The following is a 19233-nucleotide window of genomic DNA, read 5'->3' on the forward strand; positions in this document are numbered from 1 at the left end:
GCCGCCGGTCCTACTTCCTTGGCATATGCGGACAGTGGTGCCGGAGGGACTGTTCTCAGCCGCCGTATTGGTGGCTAAAGTGCTCAGGCGCGGGGGGTCTGCCGGCAGTCGTCCGCGACTGCCTCAGCCGCCCGTGGCCGGAGTGAAACGGGGAAGCCGACGTGCCGATTGCGATAGCCGTCACCAGCCCGGACCTGGTTCTCCCGCCGGGTGACGGGCCGACCCCCGCCGCCGCCGTGCTCCAGGGGCCCGACGACCAGCCACTGGACACCGCGGTCACCCAGACGGCCATCCTGCTCGACCAGTGCGGCTATCTGGTGGTCCTCTACCCGGACGCGCTGCCCGCCCCCTATGTCCGCCGGCTGCACACCGTACGCACGGTGCTGGAGAGCGAGCGGATCGCCCTGCTGCCCATCGCCCTGCCCCCGCTGGCCGTCGCCGTACTGGCCCGGCAGTTACGGCAGTTGTCGGTCTCCGACCTCAGCCCCGGGGTGCTCGCCTGCGCCGCCCGGCTGCTGGCCCACTACATCTACGCCGGAGCCCAACTGGCCAGCGTCGCCCGGCTGGACCGGGTACCGGTCTCCCTCGCCCCCCATCTGCGCTCCCTGCTGCCGGGCGCCGCCTTCGGCGTCCTGGTCAGCCCGGCCCCCTGCCTGATCCGCCTGGGCAAGGCCCGCCCGCCCGGCGGCCCCGCCTTCCCCACCCGGCTCACCGTGGCCCGTACCAAACCCCCTGCCAAGTCCCGTAGCAGCGGCGGCGACTGGGTGCTGGACACCCTGGCACCCCACTGGCGGGTGGAGGGAGTACAGGAGGTGTGCCCGCTGCCCGAGGACTCCGGGCGCTGGTGGGGCACCCGGCGGGCGGTGGAGTTCGCCGCCGCCATCCCCGACCCGTCCATCCTCTACCACCTGGTCGCCTCCGTCCGCAGAGAACGCTGCCGCTGGTGCGGCCTGGAACTCATCGGCGACCGCTGCGGATTCTGCGCTGCCCCCCATCTCCCGCCGGAGCACCAGCTGCCGCCCGCCGCCGCCCACCCGTTGACGAGGTAGTCGAACCAGCCATGAACTCACGCCAGCGCCGTGGTGTCATCCTGCTGCTTGTATCGGCCGTCTGCGCCATCGGCGCCTTCTCCGGCGTCCTCGCCGTGATCGACGACGCGGACTCCAAGGTGGGCCCCGAGATCACCGCCTATGAACTCAGCACCGACGTCCCCGCCTACCAGCCGCTGACCCAGGGCCAGTTCAAAAAGGTCTCCCTCCCCAGACGCTGGCTGCCGAAGACCGCGGTGACCGACCTGGCGGAGGTCAGCGGCAAGGTCGCGGTCAGCCGGCTGCGCCAGGGATCCCTGCTGCAGAGCGACATGGTGGCCGACCGCCCGGCCCTCCGGCCGGGACAGCAGGAGATCGCCATCATGATCGATGCCGCCACCGGAGTCGCCGGGAAGATCACCCCGGGCTCGTCCGTCAACATCTACGCCACCTTCCCCGCCGAAAGCGGCGGCCAGCCCCGGGCCCGCCTCATCGTCAGCGGCGCCAAGGTCATCGACGTCGGCAAGCTCACCGCCCTCCAGCCCAAACAGGGCGAGGCCGCAACCGCCAGGGAAGCGGTGCCCATCACCTTCGCCCTGGACACCCTGGACGCCCAACGCGTCGCCTACGCCGAGTCCTTCGCCACCCATGTCCGCCTGGCCCTGATCGCGCCCGGCGACCAGAGCCCGGCCCCGCCCGGCCAGCGCGACTACACCTTGAACGGCGACAAGTGAGGTGAGGGATGGCCACCAGAATCCTGCCCGCCGTCGGTGACCCGGAGACGGCCCGCTCGGTGACCGCGCTCCTCGGCCAGCTCCCGGACACCGAACCCGCCCAGCCGCTCGCCGACTCCACCACCCTGCTGGACACCCTGGCCCGGCTGGCCGCCGACTCGGTCACCGACCTGCCCGAGATCGTCCTGGTCCATGAACGCATCGGCCCGGTGCCCGCCCTGGAACTCGTCCGCGAGGTGGCCCTGCGCTTCCCCGCCACCGCCGTCATCCTGATGACCGCGGACACCAGCCCCGCGCTGTTCTCCGCCGCCATGGACGCCGGCGCCCGCGGCCTGGTCGGACTCCCGCTCTCCTACGACGAACTGGCCGCCCGCATCCGGGCCACCACCGACTGGGCCCGCGGGGTACGCCGCCATCTCGGCGCCGACGCCGAGCTCCCCGGCGGCCCCGGCGGCACCGTGGTCACCGTCACCGGCGCCAAGGGCGGCGTCGGCAGCACCGTCATCGCCGTACACGCCGCGCTGGCCGCCCGGGCCACCGGCCGCCCCGTCGCCCTGGTCGATCTGGACCTCCAGAGCGGGGACATCGCCTCCTATCTGGACGTCCAGTTCCGCCGCTCCGTCGCCGACCTGGCCGAGATCCACGACATCTCCCCCCGGGTCCTCCAGGACGTCCTCTTCAACCATGAGACCGGCCTGGGCCTGCTGCTCGCCCCCGCCGAAGGCGAACGGGGCGAGGAAGTGGGCGAACGCACCGCCCGCCAGATCATCACCGCACTGCGCGCCCGCCACCAGGTGGTGGTGATCGACTGCGGCACCCAGCTGACCGGCGCGGGCGCCGCCGCCATCGAACTGGCCGATGTGGCCGCCCTGGTGCTCACCCCCGATGTGGTCGCGGTACGCGCCGCCAAACGCATGGTGCGGATGTGGGAACGGCTGAAGGTCCGCAAACCCGAGGACACCGTGGCGGTGCTCAACCGGGCGGTGCGCGGCGCGGAGATCCAGCCACCGCTGATCGAGCGCATCACCGGCACCCGGGTGGCCCGTACCACCGTCCCGGCCCGCTTCAAGGACCTCCAGCCGGTGATCGACTCCGGCCGGCTGCACGACCTGGACGCCCGCGGCCCCGTCCGCCAGGCCATCTGGGGACTGGCCGGAGAACTCGGCCTGGTGACCGGCACCGCCACACCGGTCCCCGCCGGGCGCCGCCACCGGGGGAGGAGGAGTGGATGACAGCGGACGACCGGGGCCAGACCTCGGTGGAGTTCCTCGGCCTCCTGCCGCTGATCCTGCTGGTGCTGGCCATCCTCTGGGAATGCGTCCTGGCCGGCTACACCTACACCCTGGCCGGCGACGCGGCCGACCGGGGCGCCCGGCAGGGCGCGGCGGCCGAACCCGACGGCGACCAAGCGGCGTGCCGGCAGGCCGCGCTGGCCAAGCTGGGCGACGCGTGGCGGGCCGGAGCCCAGCCCCCGGACTGCCACCCGGACGGCCCGGACCTCTACCGCGCCAGAGTCACCCTGAAGGTCCCGGTGCTCTTCCCCGCCCTCGGGCAATTCCCGCTCACGGTCAGCGGGGAGGCATCGGCGGCCCGGGAGCCTGCGCCATGACCGGGCGGCGCATCCGGTTCCGGCGCGCCGCGGCCGTGGTGGCGGTTCTTGGCCGACGGCTGGGGCGCCCCATCAGGGGCGCGGGGCGGCTATTAGATATGCGGCTCCGCCGCGTGGGCGCGACCAGCCACATACGGCCCGCACATGACACGTGCCCGAGGGGCTGGGGCCGCTCACCGGAGGAACGGCACCGGGCGGTGGCACGCTCCAAGAGCCGTCGGACACCGCCTGGCCGCATCGGCCCCCGGCGGGCCCTGGCCGCGATCGGGCGCCGGATCCGTTCCCGGCGCGCCGCCGCCCTGATCCGGCACCGCGTCCGGTGCCAACAAGGCCAGACCACCGTGGAGTTCATCGGCATGCTGCCGGTGCTGCTGCTCATCGGGCTGGCCGCCATCCAGCTGGGCCTGGTGGCCTATGCCGCCGAACAGGCCGGCACCGGCGCCCGCGCCGCGGCCCGTGCCGCCGCCCGAGGGCAGGCGGGCGAGGACGCGGGACGGGCGGCCATGAGCGACTGGATGGCCCGGCGGGCCCGCATCGGGGTCGGGCGGAACGCCGACGAGGTCACCGCCACCGCCACCGTCACCATCCCCTCCGTCATCGGCATCGACCTGGGCGCCACCCTCTCCCGGTCGGTCACCATGCCCGACGAGAAACGGCCGGTGCTGCCATGAGCCTGCGCGCCCGCCTGAACACCCCCGAGACCGGCCGGGGAGCCCACGAGGAGAACCACCTGGTCGCCGCCTACCGGGCCAAACTGCTGGAGGAGATCGACCTCGCCGAGATGTCCCCGCTGGCCGCCACCGAGCGCCGGGTCCGCCTGGAGCGCGTGCTGGGGCACATCATCAGCCGCGAGGGCCCGGTCCTCTCCACCCATGAACGCTCCCAGCTCATCCGGCGGGTGGTGGACGAGGCCCTGGGACTGGGCATCCTGGAACCGCTGCTGGAGGACGCCTCCATCACCGAGATCATGGTCAACGGCCCGGACCAGGTCTTTGTGGAACGCGCCGGCCGGGTGGAACGGCTGCCGCTGCGCTTCGCCTCCGAGGAGCAGCTGATGCAGACCATCGAGCGGATCGTCTCCACCGTCAACCGGCGGGTGGACGAGTCCAACCCCATGGTGGACGCCCGGCTGCCCTCCGGGGAACGCGTCAATGTCATCATCCCGCCGCTCGCCCTCTCCGGCCCCACCCTCACCATCCGCCGCTTCCCCCGCGCCTACACCCTCAGCGAACTGATCAGCCTGGGCTCGCTGGACGAACAGATGCTGCTCCTGCTCTCCGCCCTGGTACGGGCCAAGTTCAACATCATCGTCTCCGGGGCCACCGGCGCCGGAAAGACCACCCTGCTCAACGCCCTCTCCGGCCTGATCCCCGAAGGCGAACGCATCATCACCATCGAGGACTCCGCCGAACTGCGCCTGCAACAGCAGCATGTGATCACCCTGGAGGCCCGCCCGCCCAATATCGAGGGCAAGGGCCAGATCACCATCCGCGACCTGGTGCGCAACTCCCTTCGTATGCGCCCCGACCGCATCGTGGTCGGCGAGGTGCGCGGCGGCGAGACCCTGGACATGCTCCAGGCCATGTCCACCGGCCACGACGGCTCGCTGGCCACCGTGCACGCCAACAGCGCCGAGGACGCCCTGATGCGGCTCCAGACCCTGGCCTCCATGTCCGAAGTGGACATCCCCTTCCCGGCGTTGAAGGACCAGATCAACAGCGCCGTGGACGTCATCGTCCAACTCGCCCGCAGCGCCGATGGATCCCGCCGGATCAGCGAGATCGCCATCCTGCACTCCCGCGGCCGCGAGGACTACAAGATCGCCACCGTCTGCCGCTTCCAGCCCTGGCCGCTGGGCTCCGACGGCGTGGTGCGCGGCGAGTTCGGCTACTACCCGCTGCCCCCGCGCGTCGCCGAACGCCTCCACCTCAAGAACGAACCCGTCCCCCCGGCCTTCGGCGTGGCCGCCACCGAGGAGCAACTCACCAGCCGCCAGGCCCGGTAGGGCCAACCCGCCAACCCGCCAACCCGCCAACCCGCCGGCCCGACCGTCCGACCGCCCGACCCGAGAGGAGCCCCCCACCCGCCATGACCGACACCGCCCTGCTGACGGTCGGCGCCACCGCGCTGTGCTGCCTGTGCGCCATCGCCGGTACGCACCTCTACGCCGCCGGCCGGGCCCAGCGCGCCGCCCTGGCCGCCCGGCTCGCCGACCCCGGCGGCACCCCCGGCCCCCGGCACCGCAGACCCTTCACCGGCCTGGACCGCAGACTGCGCCGCACCACCGCCGGCAAACGCATCGAACACCGCCTGGCCGCCACCGGACTCGACCTGACCCCCGGCGAGTTCCTCATCGGCATGCTCACCGCCGCCACCGCGCTCTGGCTGGCCGCCGCCCTGCTGCTGGCCCCCTTCTTCGGCCCGCTGGCCGCCCTCGCCGGCGTATGGGGCGCCTTCGCCTACCTCAACTGGCAACGCCAGAAACGCAATGAGCGCTTTATGAACCAACTCCCCGAACTCTCCCGGGTGGTGGCCAACGCCACCCAGGCCGGACTGGCCCTGCGCACCGCCCTGGCCATGGCCGCCGAGGAACTGGAGGACCCGGCCGGCGAGGAACTCTCCCGCGTCGCCGACCGGCTGGCCATCGGCCACACCCTGGACGACGCCCTGGACGAACTCGCCAAACGCCTGCCCTCCCGCGAGCTGGCCGTCCTGGTCACCACCTTGGTCCTCGCCAACAAGGCGGGCGGCACCCTGGTCAGCTCCCTGCGCAACCTCACCGTCACCCTGGAGGAACGCAAGGAGACCCGGCGCGAGGTCCGCACCCAGCTGGTACAGGTCACCGCCACCGCCTACCTGGTGCCCGCCATGGGCCTGGGCGCCCTGCTGCTGATGGACCGCATCTGGCCCGGCGCCCTGGACAAGATCACCGGCTCGGTGGTGGGCCAGACCGCCGTGCTCGTCTCCCTCGGCCTCTATGTCCTGGGCTTCTTCCTCATCCGCCGCCTGGGCAAGATCGACGTCTGAGGAGACCGCCATGGCACTCCTGCTCGCCCTCCTCCTGGCCCTGGCCACCGGCGGCGCCTGCTACGGGGCATACCTCTGCCGCTCCGAAGCCCGTCTCCCGCCCGACCTGGCCATCGCCCTGGAAGTAGGCGCCACCCGCACCGGCGCCGCCGGCTCACTGATCGACCGGCTCGGCATGCGCTACGCACCCCTGGTACTACGCCTGATGGGCCCCGCCCGGGTCAGCCGGGTACGCCGCCGCATCGACCGGGCGGGCAACCCCGGCGGCCTCACCCTGGACCGCTACGCCGCCCGCCGCTTCGTCTACGGCGTCACCGGCACGGTGGGCGCCCTGGTGATGCTCGCCGCCGGACAGTGGATCCTGGCCCCCCTGATGCTGGCCTTCGCCGCCTTCTGGGTCGAGGTCGGCATCTGGACCGCCGTCCGCGCCCGCCGCAACGCCATCGAACGCACCCTGCCCGACTTCCTGGACGTCCTGGCCGTGGTCGTCTCCGCCGGACTGGGCTTCCGCCAGGCCCTGGACCGCACCGCCGAGAAATACGCCGGCCCCTGGGCCGACGAACTGCGCATCACCCTGCGCCAGATGGACATGGGCGTCAGCCGCCGCCAGGCCTTTGACGACCTGCGCCGCCGCAATGACTCCGAACAGGTCGCCATGTTCGTCACCGCCCTCCAGCAGGGCGAGGAACTGGGCACACCCATCGTGGAAACCCTGATCGCCATCGCCAACGACATGCGGCGCACCGACGCCCAGAACGCCCGCCGCAAGGCCGCCAGGGCGGTGCCCAAGGCCACCACCATCGTCACCATGATCATGGTCCCGGCCACCCTGATCCTCATCGGAGCCACCATGTTCCTGGGCTCCGGACTGCTCGACTGAGACCGCCTGATGGAGACCGCTCGACCGCTACCGCTCGACCGCTACCGCTCGACCGCTACCGCTCGACCGCGACCACTCGACCGAGACCGCTCAATTCGCTACCGCTCACTGACCGGGAGGGCCCAGCTTGACGGAGGCCGGGGCGCTGCCCGCGCTCAGAATCCAGCTCAGCGCCCTGCAGGCGCTGTGCCGCCAAGTCTTCGGCTTCCGGCTGGCGATGATCGCCCTGGCCGCCCCCTTCGCCCTGCGGGCCGTCCCCCGGGGCTGGCCCACCGCCCTGATCGCCGGCGCCGTACTGTGCACCGTCACCGGCTCCTGCGTACTGATAAGGGACTGGGAACGCTTCGGCCCGCTGCTGCTGCGCCACCCCGCCCTGCTGGGCCTGGACACCCTCGCCGGGGCGCTGCTGCTGTTCGCCGCCGGACCCGAAAGCCCGCTGGCCTACGCCACCATGTGCACCCCGCTGCTCGCCGGGCTGGTCTACGGCTGGCGGGGCGCCGCCTTCTTCGCCGGGCTCACCCTCCTCAATGTGGCGCTCGCCTACCTCGGCGGCCACCATGGCCGGATCACCCTGGCCGGAGCCACCCTGCTGCCCGGCGTCTGTGTGCTGGCCGCGGCGGTCGGAGTCACCCTGCGCGGCCTGGTGCTGCGCTTCGGCGCGGCCAGCGAGGCCCTGCTGCAAACCCGCTCCCGGCTGGCGGTCAACGAGGCCGTGACGGCCGAACGAGCCCGGCTGGCCCGGGAGATGCACGACTCGGTGGCCAAGACCCTGCACGGCCTGGCCCTGGCCGCCGAGGGCCTGGCCCGCAGCACCGACCGGCTGGACCGGCAGCAGACCCGCGCCCAGGCCGAACTGGTGGCCCGTTCCGCCCGCCGCGCCGCCGCCGAGTCCCGCCGCCTGCTGGCCGGACTGCGCCAGGAATCCGGCATGGACGACGGCCCCCCGCTCGCCGACCGACTCGCCGGCTGCCTGGCCGACTTCACCCGCCGCACCGGCCTGCCCGTCACCTGCCACACCCCGCCGCCCGCCGCCCCGCCCGTACCCCGCCCCATCGCCGCCCATCTGCTGGCCATCGTGGCCGAGGCCCTGGAAAACGCCCACCGGCACGCCCTGGCCTCCCAGGTGGAGGTCACCCTCCAGGCCACCGAAGGACGGCTGCGCCTGACCGTCCACGACGACGGCCGCGGCCTGCCGCCCGGCCTCACCCTGGACGGCCTGCGGCGCACCCGGCACTTCGGCCTGCTGGGCATGGTGGAACGGGCCGCCCATATCGGTGCCCGCATTTGCATAGGCAAGGGCCGGACCGGTCAAGGGACCGCTCAACGGACCGCTCAAGGCGCCGGGGTACTCGGACAGGGCACCGGCCAAGGCACCGAGGTACGGCTGGAGTTGCCGCTGGCCGCCCTCGATCCGGCGGCACCGGCCGAACCCCCCGCTTCCGTCGCCCCCGACGACAACAGGAGGCCGCACCATGCCGCACCCCAACCCGCCCCCGCACCCAATGGCCGCGGATCCGGGCGGGCTTGAGAACCGCCCGCTCCGCGTCCTGGTGGTGGATGACAACCCCGTGGTCCGGGCCGGGCTGAGTGCCCTGCTGTCCGGCGGCGCCGGGCTGACCGTGGTGGCCGAGGCCGCCGACGGCCACCAGGCCGTACTGGCCGCCCGCCGCCACCGGCCCGATGTCACTTTGCTGGACGTACGGATGCCCCGGGCCGACGGCCTGTCCGTACTCCCGGCCCTGGCCGAGCTCACCGCCGTGCTGATGCTGACCTACAGCGAGGAGACCGAGACCGTGCACCGGGCGCTGCGGCTGGGCGCCGGGGGCTATCTGGTGCACGGGGAGTTCACCGCCGAGGAACTGATCACCGCCGTCCGCGATCTCCGGGCGGGCCGGGCCCACTTCACCGCCACTCCCGCCACCGCCTTGCTCGCGCATATGCGCGCATCCCTCAGCCCTTTGCGTAAGCAACTTGATCTGGCACAGTGCCAGTTGAGCCGAAGGGAGGTGGAGGTGATGGACCTCATCGCGTCCGGCATGACCAATACGCAGATCGCCGCCGCCTGCTTCATCAGCGAGAAGACGGTCAAGAACCACATCAACCGCATCTTCACCAAGCTGGGGGCGGACCACCGCAGCCAGGCCATCGCCCTATGGCTGGGCACCGCCCGGCGAGAGGTACGGCGGTGAACACGAGCCGAAGCGGAGGCGTCTCCCGCTGCCGGATCCGGCCCCCGCTTTGGGCCCTGGGGCCCAAGCCCGTGGCGCGCCCGGCCGCGTACCGTCGCCAAGTCAGCGGCGGGGCAGGCCCCATGCGACCGGGAGGGGACGGACGTGAACGACAGACTGCTCAGGGCGGCGGTCGGCACCCGGGTAAGGATGGCGTCCTGGCGGGACACCTGTGTCCGGCGGATGTTCCGGGAGGGCAGCACCCGGGGACAGACCGCGGCCGAATACATCGGCATGATCGTGGTAGTGGTCGCCATCATGGCGGCCGTCGCCGGCTTCACCGACATCGGCACCACCATCAAAAACAAAATCATCGCGGCCATCAACAAGATCGCCACCTGATGCCCGCCGCGGCCGCCCGGGGCGACCGCGAGGCAGGACAGGCCCTCCCCGTCTACCTCACCGTGGTGGCGGGCCTGCTCTTCCTCGCGTTCGCCTTTTTCGTGGTCGCCCAGGTGGCCGTGGCCCGCAACGGCGCCCAGTCGGCCGCCGACGCCGCCGCCCTGGCGGCCGCCCGCGACGCCCGCGACCAGCTGCGCACCCAGCTGGTCAACCAGCTGTCCACGCCCACCGGTTGGCCCGCCCTGATCCAGGGCACCGGCTATGTGGACCCCGGCGCCTGCCAGGCAGCCCGCAGCTTCGCCACCCGCAACCACTCCGACGCCCTGGCCGGAGACGAGGGCTGCCACCCAATCGCCGGGCCACGCATTGGATTTGGCGTCAAGGTGCGCTCACAGAAGGGCGTCAGCAGCGATCTGCTGCCGGTCAAGGACCAGCACACCGAAGCCAAGGCCACGGCCGTCGTCCAGCCCCGATGCGCCCTGCTGCCACCCCTTCCGGCCGCCGACGGTCATCTCCACCTCACCTGCTCCGGCGGCCGCACCTGGAACATCGACCCCCGCGCCCCCGTCATCCCCGCGAGCCTCCCCACCGCCGACGACCTGTACGCCGTACGCCTCACCGGCTGACCATGGCTCGCCCCGGCGCATAGCCCCAACCCTCCACCCATCCACCGAACCCGAAACCGACACCCAAGCCGCCGACGCGGCGCCCGAGAAATGAGCAACCGAGTAGAGGACGAGCGGTAATGAGACTCTGGCAGAGCCCCTGGCGGCATCACCTCGCGACGGCCGTCTCCACGGCCGCGGTGCTCGCCCTGACCGTGTCCGCCTGCGGCAGCGACGACAGCCACAAAAAGGCGGACGGCCCCGCCACCGGCCATAGCGCCCCCAAGTCCCAGACGGTACGGGCCGACAACGACAAACCGGTCACCAGCATCAAGGGACCCCAGGGCATAGTCCTCGACATCACCTCCGCCACCCGGGACGCCGGCGGCTTTGTCACCGTCAATGGCAACCTCAGAAACACCGGCAGCGAGGACTTCACCGAAACCCAGGCCTGGACCGGCCCCGAACTCGCCGTGATCCGCGGCGTCGGCGGCAGCTCCCTGGGCGGCGCCACCCTGGTGGACGAGAAGGAGAAGAAGCGCTACTACACCCTGCGGGACACCGAGAACCGCCCGCTGGCCAGCGCCGGACTCGCCATCGTCAATGCCAAGTCCGAGCAGCAGGTCTATATGCAGTTCCCCGCCCCGCCCAAGTCCACCACCCAGGTGGACATCCAGATCCCCACCTTCCAGTCGGCCGTCCTCAAGCTGACGGACGGGTGATCGTCTTGCCGCCCCTCCCCAGCCGCCTGCTGTCCTCTCTGTCCTCTGTCTCCTCTCTGTCCTTCCTCGCCCTCTTCGCGGCGCTCGCGGCCCCGTCCACCACCACCGCCTGGGCGGACGATGTGCCCTCGGCCCCATCCGTCTTCCAGGGCCATATCGACCCCCACGCCCCGGGGTTGAAGCTCCCGCCCGGCAAGTCGCTGGCCCCGCCCAAGGTCCTCGACCTCAAGACCGTCATCGGTGACGAAGGCGGCAAGGAACGTCGCGAGGACTCCCGCTCCGATGTGAAGTTCCAGCTCCAGGCCGAGGTCCTCTTCCCCAAGGACAGCTCCCGGCTCACCGACGACTCCCGGATCAGAGCCATCGCCGCCGAAATCACCCGCCAACGGGCCCACCAGGTCCAGATCTTCGGCTTCACCGACAACCTCGGCTCCCACCAGCACGGCCTGGAACTCTCCAAGGAACGCGCCGACTCCGTACAGAGGGAACTGGCCAAGTTCCTCGGGCCCGACGTCAGTTACCAGATCCGCGGCTATGCCGAGGACCAGCCGATAGCCGCCAATGACACGGAGGAGGGCCGCGCCAAAAACCGCCGCGTGGAGGTGACCTTCCCCCGCGCGGATTAGCGTCGTCCCGTCACGGGCGCGGGGCGGTCACACGATGCGGCACCGCCGCGTGGCGCGATCGGCCACCGGCGGCCCCACCCGAGACACGACGCACCGCTCCCGCACCGCCCGCACCCGGCCAAATCCCGCGCATACGCCTGCGCCCCCGCACCCCCCAAGTGCAGGATGGGACCAGTGAGGGAGACGGCGATGCCCAGGAGGACCATGTGTGGCGCGGCGGCAACCGGACGCATACGGCCGGCCTGACCGCCGCCGTGGCCGCCACGGCAGTCACCGCCCTGCTGATCGCCCCGGCCACCCCGGCCGCGGCCACCACGGCCGACCCCGCCACCACCACGGACACCGCCACCACCCCCCTGCCCGAATACCGCACCGCCCCCGGCGCCACCACCATCAGCGGTGCCCTCTCCGCCGGTGACGGCCCCCTGCTCAAACCCGGCGCTCACACCGACGCCCTCAGCCCCGGCGAGCGCAAGTTCTACACCGCCCGCCTCGACGCCACCTCCGACGCCTACCTCTCCGTCGTGCTCGCCCCCGCCCCCGGAACCACCCTCAAACCCGAGCGGATCCGGCTGTCACTCAACGCACCCGACGGCCGTGAATGCGACGCCGCCCAGGCCGCGTTCGCCGACGGCGACAGCGCTCACCCGCTGGCCCTCTACACCGTCCGCCGCCTCACCGCGGGCGCGGGCGCCTGCCGCCAGTCCGGCACCTACCGCGTCATCCTCGCCCGTACCGCGGACACCGCCGACCCCAAGGCCCCCGTCTTCCCCATTGAGCTGAAGTACATGGCCGAACCGGGCCTCAAGCCCGGCACCCGCTCCGACTCCCTCACCGCCCCGCCCACCTGGACCACCCAGCCCCCCACCACCCCCACCGATCCCCCCAGCCACCCCACCACCGGCGGCACCGGCTTCAATGACGCACCCCCGCTCGCCGACGGCACCTGGCACGACCGGCTCCAGCCCGGGGAAACCCGCTTCTACCGCATCCCCCTCAACTGGGGACAGCAGCTCTCCGCCACCGCCGAACTCCCCCAAACCCTCGCCCCTGCCGGCTTCTACGTCGCCAACGGCGTACGCCTCGCCCTCAACAACCCGGCCCGCGGCCCCGTAACGGAGTCCACCCAGGCATACCAGGGCAAGCCGCAAACCCTCACCCTGAACACCGCCCCCGTCGCCTACGCCAACCGGCTGCGCGACCCGGCCGACCCGGCCGCCGCCATGCGCGTCGCCGGCTGGTACTACCTCCAAGTCGGCCTGCACCACCGCCTGGACGAGGTCGCCACCGGGCCCGTACCCGTCACCCTGCGCATCACCATCACCGGCCGCCCCAAGCCCGCCCCCGCCTACACCGGCGACCCCATCACGGCCGGCTTCGACACCCGCGCCAACCCCAACGCCGCCCCACCCGGCACCGGCTCCCGCCCCCGACTGATCCTCGGCTACACCGGCATCGGCACCGGCACCGCCCTACTCCTCTGGCTGGGCACCTGGCGCCTCCTCGCCCGCCGCAGACACCTCACCTGACCACGTACGGCCACCGGCACCGCGCCCCCTCACAACAGGTGGTCCGCCTTCCCGGCCTTGATCTCCAGAATGAGGGCCCGCAGCGCCTCCCGGCTGTCGGTGAGACAGCGGTCCTCGGCCCCGGCTACGGCTATATAGGCGTTGCCGGTTGTGTCGGTGCCTATGCGGAAGCAGGCTTCCCCCTCGCCGCAGTAGGGCTCTTCCCAGGTGATGTCTCGCACAGCTGCCTCTTCAGAGTCGGTGGGCGATGTCCTGAGGGAGCCCGCGCCCCCGTCAGGCCGGGTGCTGCACCCACCCTCACAACAGGTGGTCCGCCTTGCCGGCCTTGATGTCGAGGATGAGGGCACGCAGCGCCTCCCGGCTGTCGGTGAGGTAGCGGTCCTCGGCCCCGGCTACGGCTATGTAGGCGTTGCCCGTTGTGTCGGTGCCTATGCGGAAGCAGGAGTTGCCTTCACCGCAGTAGGGGGCTTCCCAGTTGATGTCTCTCACAGCTGCCCTTTCACAGTCGGTGGGCGATGTCCCGGATGAAATCACGCGAATCCCTTGGATTCAGCGACAGCTTCTCCATCCAGTCCAAGTGCGCCCGGTACTTCGCCAGTTGTGCTGCTCCGTGCAGGAACTCCGGGCCGTGTGAGCTGTCCAGCTGCACGGTGTCCAGTTGCGGTGCCCCGGCTTCGGCGTAGAAGATCGCCTGCCCGGCGCCGGGAAAGGCACCTGCCTCCACGGGGAGGGCAAGCACCGTGATGTTGGGCCGTTCCGCCATCGACAGAACATGTTCAAGCTGCGCCCGTGCCACCTTCCGTCCGCCGAACCGCATACGCAGAGCGGCCTCATGAATGATGGCGACCAGCTCGGGCGCCGGGTCCGTCATCAGTATGCGCTGGCGCTCCATACGCAGTGCCATCCGCAACTCGGTGTCCTGCGAGGGCAGTCGGGGAAGCACGACCTCGAAGAGCGAGCGAGCGTGGTCCCGGGTCTGAAGCAGGCCGGGGATGTGCACTGACTGGGAGACCCGCATTCGGACGGAATTCGCCTCCAGTTCGGCGATATCCAGAAGGCCCGCGGGCAACCGGCCCCGGTACTTCTCCCACCAGCCCCGGGCCTGCGGCCGAGCCATATCGACGAGAGCGTTCGCATACCGGTCGTCCGAACAGTCGCAGTTGCAGACCCAGGTCCGTACCCGCTCCGGACTGATGGGGCGCAGCCCTGACTCAAAGTTGGAGATCTTGCCGCGGTCTACGCCCAGCAGCCCCGCGATGTGCTCCGGGCTGACACCGGCGGCGGTCCGTACCTTGCGCAGTTCTGCGCCGAGGCGGCGCTGCCGCTCGGTGGTCCATGTCCTCTGCGCCATCTGAGCCCCATTCCCGTGCCGTTGGGGGCAGTCTGCCGTGTTCGCTGGCGTTGATCCACGGCAGCTCGGGTCTCCCCGAGGGCGGGGTAAATCTACCCCTGATCCGCTACAGTCGGTACCGCACCGCTCACAGACTGCTGGAGCGGCTCCCGCAACGTGCACACCCACGCCTCCACACCGCACCACCCCCAACACCCCACCCCACACCCCCACCCGGAGCTGCCGTATGCCCGTCAGCCTCTGCCCCCTGGCCAACCCCCACGCCCTCCACGCCTACGAGCCCGCCGAACACCCCGCAAGCACCACCCGTACCGCCAACCCCACAGGTCTCGCCTACAGCTTCACCGTCCCGGGGGAACCCCGATCCGCCGCCCTGGCCCGCGCACAAGTCCGCACCGCACTCCGAGCCCACGGGCTCGCCGACGCCGAGGAGGCCGTACTCCAGACCACCGGCGAACTCGTCGCCTGCGCAAGCCTCTTCGAGCCCGGACAGAACCTCTACCTCTCCCTGCACTGGCGCGACCGCGCCATCCGCACCGTCCTATGGGACCCCCACCCCTCCCACGCCCACGACCGTGCTGCCCAAACCCTCTGCACCGCCCGCCGCAAGCGCATCCTGCTCCTGCTCGCCTGTGTGGTACGCGAATGCGGCGGCACCTGGGGCATCGACCGCCCCAGCCCCGGCAACGAGGGCACCAAGGTATGGGCCAACCTCCCCCACACCGGCGCCAAGTCCTACGCCGTACGCCGCTGCTGAGCTCCCCGGAGCTCCTCCAACACCCCCTTGATGGTGCGGATCATCAACCGAGGCCGGTAGAAGACGTCATCCCGGGTGAAGCGCAGACACCGGCGAATCCCGGCGCACCCCGCAAGCTGGTTGAACCGCGCCACGTCCGCCTGGTGGGCACGCCTGCTGCCATGCCAGGTAAACCCTTCGATCTCCAGCGCCAGCCCCTACGCCCGGAACAGGAAGTCCAGCCGCCGCACTTGCCCATTGGCAGTGGTCACCTCGACCTGCGACTCCGGATGCAGCCCGGCATCGTGCATATGCAACCGCGCCAACGACTCGGCGGGCGAGCCGCAGCGAGGGTCGGTCAGCGCCAGCGAACTCCGGGCTCGCCGGACAAGGGTGCGTGAGCCTCCCAGTGCGGCCTCAACCTGGGGGCGCAGCACCAGCCCCTGCAACAGTGCTGAATCCACCGCGACCACCGCCTCATTGCGCGGCAAGGCCCGTAACAGATCGCAGACCGTACGCACCGGCGTGGTCACCCGGACCCCTCCAACGGTGGTTACCTCATGCTCCCCCAGCTCCGCTCGATGAACCGCGGCCCCACCCGGACGCCGCTCCCGGCAGCCCCCGAGCACCGTGAACTCGACGGCATACGGCTCCAACATCTCAATGCCGTGCGCCGCGGCCGCCGTACTGTGGCTCCCCACCAACCCCGCACTCTGCAGCTGATAGGCCCTGGCCCGCATCTGAAGGTCCACCCTCACACCCGGCGCGGCCCAGGCGCCAAAGTGCAACCGCTGCCACCCCCAACGCCGCAGAGCCTGGGCGGCGTTCCTCTGCCCCATGCCCATGGCGACCATCTGTGAGGTCAACAGAACCCCACCCTGCGCCGCGGCCAGAACAGCCAGTGCTTCCCGGTCAACCCCCATGCCCCCACCACACCGCACCCCCCTCCCCGCGTCCACCCCTGTGGATAACCCCACCCCACGCCCTACTGAGTGCTCAGAGGTGGGAAACCTTTGGCGGGGCGCCGGAAAGGGCAAAGGAAATCCGCCTTTGAGAGGTAGGCGGTCAAGGGATGACCAAGACCCGGACCCCCCGGCGCACCCCCCAGCCCGCCATCGTGCCCGCGACGGACTCCAGGACGTGCCGGGCGCGGAGGCGGGGCGCGCCCAGGCGGCCGGGGGGCATGGTGCGGACGGCGAGTACGGTCAAGTCGCGGGAGAGGTAGGCGACATCGATGGGGAAGCGCATACCGAAGGTATGCACGCCGGCGGCCGGGGTGAGCAGGAGGGCGCCCTCAATGGTGTCCCGTCCCAGCAGGCCACGGGTGCGGGCGCGATAGGAGGAGGCGATCTCCAGGGGGAGGGGTGGGAAGTCCCCTGGTCCCACCTGGAGTTGGGCGGGGCCGTCGGGCCAGTGGGGCATGGGTGAACCTTTCTGCGCTGGGCGCGGGCGGGGCGAATCCGCCTTTCGGGTGGCCAAGTTATCCACAGAAGCCCGGACCTCCACAGGGCCCAGCAAAGAATCCCAGATCTCCCTAACCTCGGCTCATGACTTGGTTGTTGGCGGTACTCGCAGGGTTCTACGGCGCCGTTGCCGGGTGGCTGCTGCCGCGCGTGCGGTACCGGCTGGCTGTTGAGGAGGGGCAGTTCGGGTTAGGTGGGGTGGGGGGAGGGGCGGCCGTCACCGGGGCCCTTTGTGCGGGGCTCGCTCTCGCTACGGGCGCGCGGCCCGAGTTGGCGGTGTGGCTGTTGGCGGCGCCGGTGACCGTATTGCTGGCGGAGGTTGACCGTTCTGTGCGGCGGTTACCTGATCTGCTGACGCTGCCGCTTGCGTTGGCGGTCACCGGGCTGCTGGGGGTGGTGGCACTCATACCCGGCGCGGCCGGTTCCTGGCCGGGCGCGTTGCTCGGCGCGGCGGCCCTCGGGGGGTGGTACCTGCTGCTGTTCCTGATCCACCCACGAGGCATGGGGTTCGGCGATGTAAAGCTCGCGCTGGGGCTGGGCGGCGCCCTGGGGTGGTACGGCTGGGCGTGGTTGATCTTCGGCGGCTTCGCGGGGCTACTGGCGGGGGCGGCCTTTGGTCTCTGGCTGCTGCTGGTACGCAGGGCCGGACGGGGCACGACGCTGGCCTTCGGCCCGTTCATGATCGCGGGGGCGTGGTCCGGGGTATTGCTGGGCGCCTGGTCAATGCGGGGGTGAGGCGGCGGGGTGGGGCGGGGGCCGGGGAGGGAGGGGGAGGGGGGAGGGGGCGCCCCCCCGCGTCGTCGGGGCGGCCGAATCACGTGCATGCACCGTGACGAACAATGACGGACTGTGACCCTCACGGGATCGGGCTCGTCAAGGTGGCGATGACTTTATGCAACATTTTCGGAAGCCGGGCGGCCCGGCGGGGCGTTGCAGACCCAGGGGTCGGTTATGGCCCGGGAACCCAGTACTGGCGGGGTTTCCAGGGCGGGCAATTGATCACCAGGACGGCCAAAGCCAAGATCAGTAAGGCCGTTTCGGGTCAGCGTGGCAGCGGTTGTCACCCTTGTGCATGCACAGAGCACGGCCTCCGACCGGTTATGGTGGAAACCCCCCCTCGGGCCGGTCCGTATCCCCCCCACGGACCGGCCCGTTTTCTTTTCGGGGCCCTCACCCTCCGTAACAGCGCGCTCATCCGGTCCCGACCGGTCATCCGAGCGGTCATCGGTACGGGCGATAACGGCCAGGAACCGTTAAGAATCGCCGCGGCGGGCCCAGATGTTGACTCCCTCGGTGCTCACCGCGAAGGAATCGATCTCGGCGAGCTCTTCCTTGGTCAGCGCGGGGGAGTCCAGGGCGGCCACATTGGCCTCCAGCTGGCCGACGCTGGAGGCGCCGGTGAGGGCCGAGGTCATCCGCTCGTCGCGCAGCACCCACTTCAGGGCCAGCTGGGCCAGGCTCTGCCCGCGCCGGGCGGCGATCTCGTTCAGGCCGCGCAGGCGGCGTACCACGTCCTCGGTGAGCAGGCCGGGGTCCAGCGACTTGCCCTGGGCCGCCCGGGAGCCCTCCGGGACGCCCTGGAGGTATTTGTCGGTGAGCAGGCCCTGGGCCAGCGGGGCGAAGGAGATACAGCCCATGCCCTCGTCCTCCAGGGCGTCCAGCAGGCCGTCGTCCTCGGTCCAGCGGTTGATCATGGAGTAGGAGGGCTGGTGGATCAGCGCCGGTACACCCATCTCCCGCAGCAGGCGGGCGGCTTCCCGGGTCTGCTCGGCGTTGTAGGAGGACACCCCCGCGTACAGCGCCTTGCCCTGCTGGACGGCGGACGCCAGGGCGCCCATCGTCTCCTCCAGCGGGGTGTGCGGGTCGAAACGGTGTGAGTAGAAGATATCGACGTACTCGACACCCATTCGGGCCAGCGAGGCGTTCAGTGACGACAGGAGATACTTCCGCGAGCCCCACTCACCGTACGGTCCCGGATGCATCAGGTAGCCGGCCTTGGTGGAGAGCACCAGCTCATCGCGGTAGGGCCGGAAATCCTGGGCGAAGAGTTTGCCGAAGTTGAGCTCGGCGGAACCGGGCGGCGGGCCGTAGTTGTTGGCCAGATCGAAGTGCGTGACGCCCAGGTCGAAGGCCCGGCGCAGAATGGCCCGCTGGGACTCCAGAGTGCGGTCGTCCCCGAAGTTGTGCCACAGTCCAAGGGAGATGGCAGGCAGTTTGAGGCCGCTGCGCCCGGTACGCCGGTACTCCATGGAGTCGTAGCGGGTATCGGCCGCGCGGTAAAGCGAGGGATCGGTCATATGGCCACTGACTATCACGGGCCGGTGACAGCCCGAGTTGGGTCCTCGCGACACGC

Annotated in this window: 23 protein-coding genes; 17 read left to right on the forward strand and 6 right to left on the reverse strand. The window is 71.1% G+C overall.

All coding sequences use genetic code 11. From position 1 onward, the window contains the following. Positions 1 to 161: 161 nt before the first annotated feature. From CV755_RS27775 to CV755_RS27850, 15 genes are all read left to right on the forward strand, one after another. Positions 162 to 1049: a hypothetical protein gene (locus CV755_RS27775; RefSeq protein ID WP_109282997.1), complete on the forward strand. Its 888-nt coding sequence runs from the start codon at positions 162 to 164 to the stop codon at positions 1047 to 1049. Between the two features lie 11 nt (positions 1050 to 1060). Beyond that, positions 1061 to 1762 (forward strand): Flp pilus assembly protein CpaB, encoded by a 702-nt coding sequence (gene cpaB / locus CV755_RS27780; protein ID WP_109282998.1) that lies wholly within the window; start codon positions 1061 to 1063, stop codon positions 1760 to 1762. Positions 1763 to 1770: 8 nt separating this feature from the next. Beyond that, positions 1771 to 2994 (forward strand): CpaE/TadZ family protein, encoded by a 1224-nt coding sequence (locus CV755_RS27785; protein WP_109282999.1) that lies wholly within the window; start codon positions 1771 to 1773, stop codon positions 2992 to 2994. Beyond that, positions 2991 to 3371 (forward strand): TadE/TadG family type IV pilus assembly protein, encoded by a 381-nt coding sequence (locus CV755_RS27790; protein ID WP_109283000.1) that lies wholly within the window; start codon positions 2991 to 2993, stop codon positions 3369 to 3371. The genes CV755_RS27785 and CV755_RS27790 overlap by 4 nt, the downstream gene beginning before the upstream one ends. 197 nt (positions 3372 to 3568) lie before the next feature. Further along, positions 3569 to 4042, forward strand: coding sequence for a TadE family protein (locus CV755_RS27795; RefSeq protein ID WP_241561417.1), 474 nt, complete (start codon positions 3569 to 3571; stop codon positions 4040 to 4042). Continuing rightward, on the forward strand, positions 4039 to 5376 hold the full coding sequence (locus CV755_RS27800) for a TadA family conjugal transfer-associated ATPase (protein ID WP_109283002.1): 1338 nt from the start codon (positions 4039 to 4041) through the stop codon (positions 5374 to 5376). The genes CV755_RS27795 and CV755_RS27800 overlap by 4 nt, the downstream gene beginning before the upstream one ends. Before the next feature lie 83 nt (positions 5377 to 5459). Further along, positions 5460 to 6398 (forward strand): type II secretion system F family protein, encoded by a 939-nt coding sequence (locus CV755_RS27805; RefSeq protein ID WP_109283003.1) that lies wholly within the window; start codon positions 5460 to 5462, stop codon positions 6396 to 6398. A 10-nt stretch (positions 6399 to 6408) separates the two neighbouring features. Further along, the gene (locus tag CV755_RS27810; protein ID WP_109283004.1) at positions 6409 to 7278 is read left to right on the forward strand and encodes a DUF5936 domain-containing protein; all 870 of its coding nucleotides are present in this window, start codon (positions 6409 to 6411) and stop codon (positions 7276 to 7278) included. 127 nt (positions 7279 to 7405) lie between these two features. After that, positions 7406 to 8806: a sensor histidine kinase gene (locus CV755_RS27815; protein ID WP_241561418.1), complete on the forward strand. Its 1401-nt coding sequence runs from the start codon at positions 7406 to 7408 to the stop codon at positions 8804 to 8806. After that, complete coding sequence (locus CV755_RS27820; protein WP_109283005.1) at positions 8751 to 9467, forward strand: response regulator; 717 nt, start codon at positions 8751 to 8753, stop codon at positions 9465 to 9467. Before CV755_RS27815 ends, CV755_RS27820 begins: the two co-directional genes overlap by 56 nt. 144 nt (positions 9468 to 9611) lie before the next feature. Beyond that, positions 9612 to 9848: a hypothetical protein gene (locus CV755_RS27825; RefSeq protein WP_241561419.1), complete on the forward strand. Its 237-nt coding sequence runs from the start codon at positions 9612 to 9614 to the stop codon at positions 9846 to 9848. Further along, complete coding sequence (locus tag CV755_RS27830; RefSeq protein ID WP_109283006.1) at positions 9848 to 10474, forward strand: pilus assembly protein TadG-related protein; 627 nt, start codon at positions 9848 to 9850, stop codon at positions 10472 to 10474. Before CV755_RS27825 ends, CV755_RS27830 begins: the two co-directional genes overlap by 1 nt. A gap of 119 nt (positions 10475 to 10593) precedes the next feature. Then, positions 10594 to 11175 carry a hypothetical protein gene (locus tag CV755_RS27835; RefSeq protein ID WP_109283007.1) on the forward strand — a complete coding sequence of 194 codons (582 nt, stop codon included), beginning with the start codon at positions 10594 to 10596 and terminating at the stop codon, positions 11173 to 11175. Then, positions 11172 to 11801, forward strand: a complete 630-nt coding sequence (locus CV755_RS27840; protein WP_241561420.1) for an OmpA family protein — start codon at positions 11172 to 11174, stop codon at positions 11799 to 11801. Before CV755_RS27835 ends, CV755_RS27840 begins: the two co-directional genes overlap by 4 nt. A gap of 206 nt (positions 11802 to 12007) precedes the next feature. Further along, positions 12008 to 13330 (forward strand): hypothetical protein, encoded by a 1323-nt coding sequence (locus tag CV755_RS27850; protein ID WP_161968755.1) that lies wholly within the window; start codon positions 12008 to 12010, stop codon positions 13328 to 13330. A gap of 29 nt (positions 13331 to 13359) precedes the next feature. Here the strand turns inward: CV755_RS27850 and CV755_RS27855 are convergent, their stop codons facing one another. From CV755_RS27855 to CV755_RS27865, 3 genes are all read right to left on the reverse strand, one after another. Next, positions 13360 to 13551, reverse strand: a complete 192-nt coding sequence (locus CV755_RS27855; protein WP_109283010.1) for a hypothetical protein — start codon at positions 13549 to 13551, stop codon at positions 13360 to 13362. 76 nt (positions 13552 to 13627) lie between these two features. Continuing rightward, positions 13628 to 13819 carry a hypothetical protein gene (locus CV755_RS27860; protein WP_109283011.1) on the reverse strand — a complete coding sequence of 64 codons (192 nt, stop codon included), beginning with the start codon at positions 13817 to 13819 and terminating at the stop codon, positions 13628 to 13630. A gap of 10 nt (positions 13820 to 13829) precedes the next feature. After that, positions 13830 to 14681, reverse strand: a complete 852-nt coding sequence (locus CV755_RS27865) for a helix-turn-helix domain-containing protein (RefSeq protein ID WP_109283012.1) — start codon at positions 14679 to 14681, stop codon at positions 13830 to 13832. A 226-nt stretch (positions 14682 to 14907) separates the two neighbouring features. On the opposite strand from CV755_RS27865, the gene CV755_RS27870 reads away from it, so the two are divergent. After that, positions 14908 to 15438 carry a hypothetical protein gene (locus CV755_RS27870; protein WP_109283013.1) on the forward strand — a complete coding sequence of 177 codons (531 nt, stop codon included), beginning with the start codon at positions 14908 to 14910 and terminating at the stop codon, positions 15436 to 15438. A 197-nt stretch (positions 15439 to 15635) separates the two neighbouring features. Here CV755_RS27870 and CV755_RS36390 read toward each other — a convergent pair whose 3' ends face one another. Further along, positions 15636 to 15950 carry a hypothetical protein gene (locus tag CV755_RS36390; protein WP_241561421.1) on the reverse strand — a complete coding sequence of 105 codons (315 nt, stop codon included), beginning with the start codon at positions 15948 to 15950 and terminating at the stop codon, positions 15636 to 15638. 532 nt (positions 15951 to 16482) lie between these two features. Next, entirely contained in the window at positions 16483 to 16839 is a 357-nt protein-coding gene (locus tag CV755_RS27880; protein WP_109283014.1) for a DUF192 domain-containing protein, read from the reverse strand. Between the two features lie 125 nt (positions 16840 to 16964). On the opposite strand from CV755_RS27880, the gene CV755_RS27885 reads away from it, so the two are divergent. Further along, positions 16965 to 17615: a prepilin peptidase gene (locus CV755_RS27885; RefSeq protein ID WP_109283015.1), complete on the forward strand. Its 651-nt coding sequence runs from the start codon at positions 16965 to 16967 to the stop codon at positions 17613 to 17615. 518 nt (positions 17616 to 18133) lie between these two features. On the opposite strand, the gene mgrA is transcribed toward CV755_RS27885, so the two are convergent. Continuing rightward, entirely contained in the window at positions 18134 to 19177 is a 1044-nt protein-coding gene (mgrA, locus tag CV755_RS27890) for an L-glyceraldehyde 3-phosphate reductase (protein WP_109283016.1), read from the reverse strand. Positions 19178 to 19233: the final 56 nt, after the last annotated feature.

The sequence above is a fragment of the Streptomyces orinoci genome (genome assembly GCF_003121295.1).
Classification (GTDB): Bacteria; Actinomycetota; Actinomycetes; order Streptomycetales; family Streptomycetaceae; genus Streptomyces; species Streptomyces orinoci.

Excerpts from the sequence above, each read along its gene's own strand:
- cpaB (WP_109282998.1), top strand. The coding sequence starts at position 1,061 with ATGAACTCACGCCAGCGCCGTGGTGTCATCCTGCTGCTTGTATCGGCC.
- CV755_RS27785 (WP_109282999.1), top strand. The coding sequence starts at position 1,771 with ATGGCCACCAGAATCCTGCCCGCCGTCGGTGACCCGGAGACGGCCCGC.
- CV755_RS27790 (WP_109283000.1), top strand. The coding sequence starts at position 2,991 with ATGACAGCGGACGACCGGGGCCAGACCTCGGTGGAGTTCCTCGGCCTC.
- CV755_RS27800 (WP_109283002.1), top strand. The coding sequence starts at position 4,039 with ATGAGCCTGCGCGCCCGCCTGAACACCCCCGAGACCGGCCGGGGAGCC.
- CV755_RS27805 (WP_109283003.1), top strand. The coding sequence starts at position 5,460 with ATGACCGACACCGCCCTGCTGACGGTCGGCGCCACCGCGCTGTGCTGC.
- CV755_RS27810 (WP_109283004.1), top strand. The coding sequence starts at position 6,409 with ATGGCACTCCTGCTCGCCCTCCTCCTGGCCCTGGCCACCGGCGGCGCC.
- CV755_RS27820 (WP_109283005.1), top strand. The coding sequence starts at position 8,751 with ATGCCGCACCCCAACCCGCCCCCGCACCCAATGGCCGCGGATCCGGGC.
- CV755_RS27830 (WP_109283006.1), top strand. The coding sequence starts at position 9,848 with ATGCCCGCCGCGGCCGCCCGGGGCGACCGCGAGGCAGGACAGGCCCTC.
- CV755_RS27835 (WP_109283007.1), top strand. The coding sequence starts at position 10,594 with ATGAGACTCTGGCAGAGCCCCTGGCGGCATCACCTCGCGACGGCCGTC.
- CV755_RS27865 (WP_109283012.1), bottom strand. The coding sequence starts at position 14,681 with ATGGCGCAGAGGACATGGACCACCGAGCGGCAGCGCCGCCTCGGCGCA.
- CV755_RS27870 (WP_109283013.1), top strand. The coding sequence starts at position 14,908 with ATGCCCGTCAGCCTCTGCCCCCTGGCCAACCCCCACGCCCTCCACGCC.
- CV755_RS27880 (WP_109283014.1), bottom strand. The coding sequence starts at position 16,839 with ATGCCCCACTGGCCCGACGGCCCCGCCCAACTCCAGGTGGGACCAGGG.
- CV755_RS27885 (WP_109283015.1), top strand. The coding sequence starts at position 16,965 with ATGACTTGGTTGTTGGCGGTACTCGCAGGGTTCTACGGCGCCGTTGCC.
- mgrA (WP_109283016.1), bottom strand. The coding sequence starts at position 19,177 with ATGACCGATCCCTCGCTTTACCGCGCGGCCGATACCCGCTACGACTCC.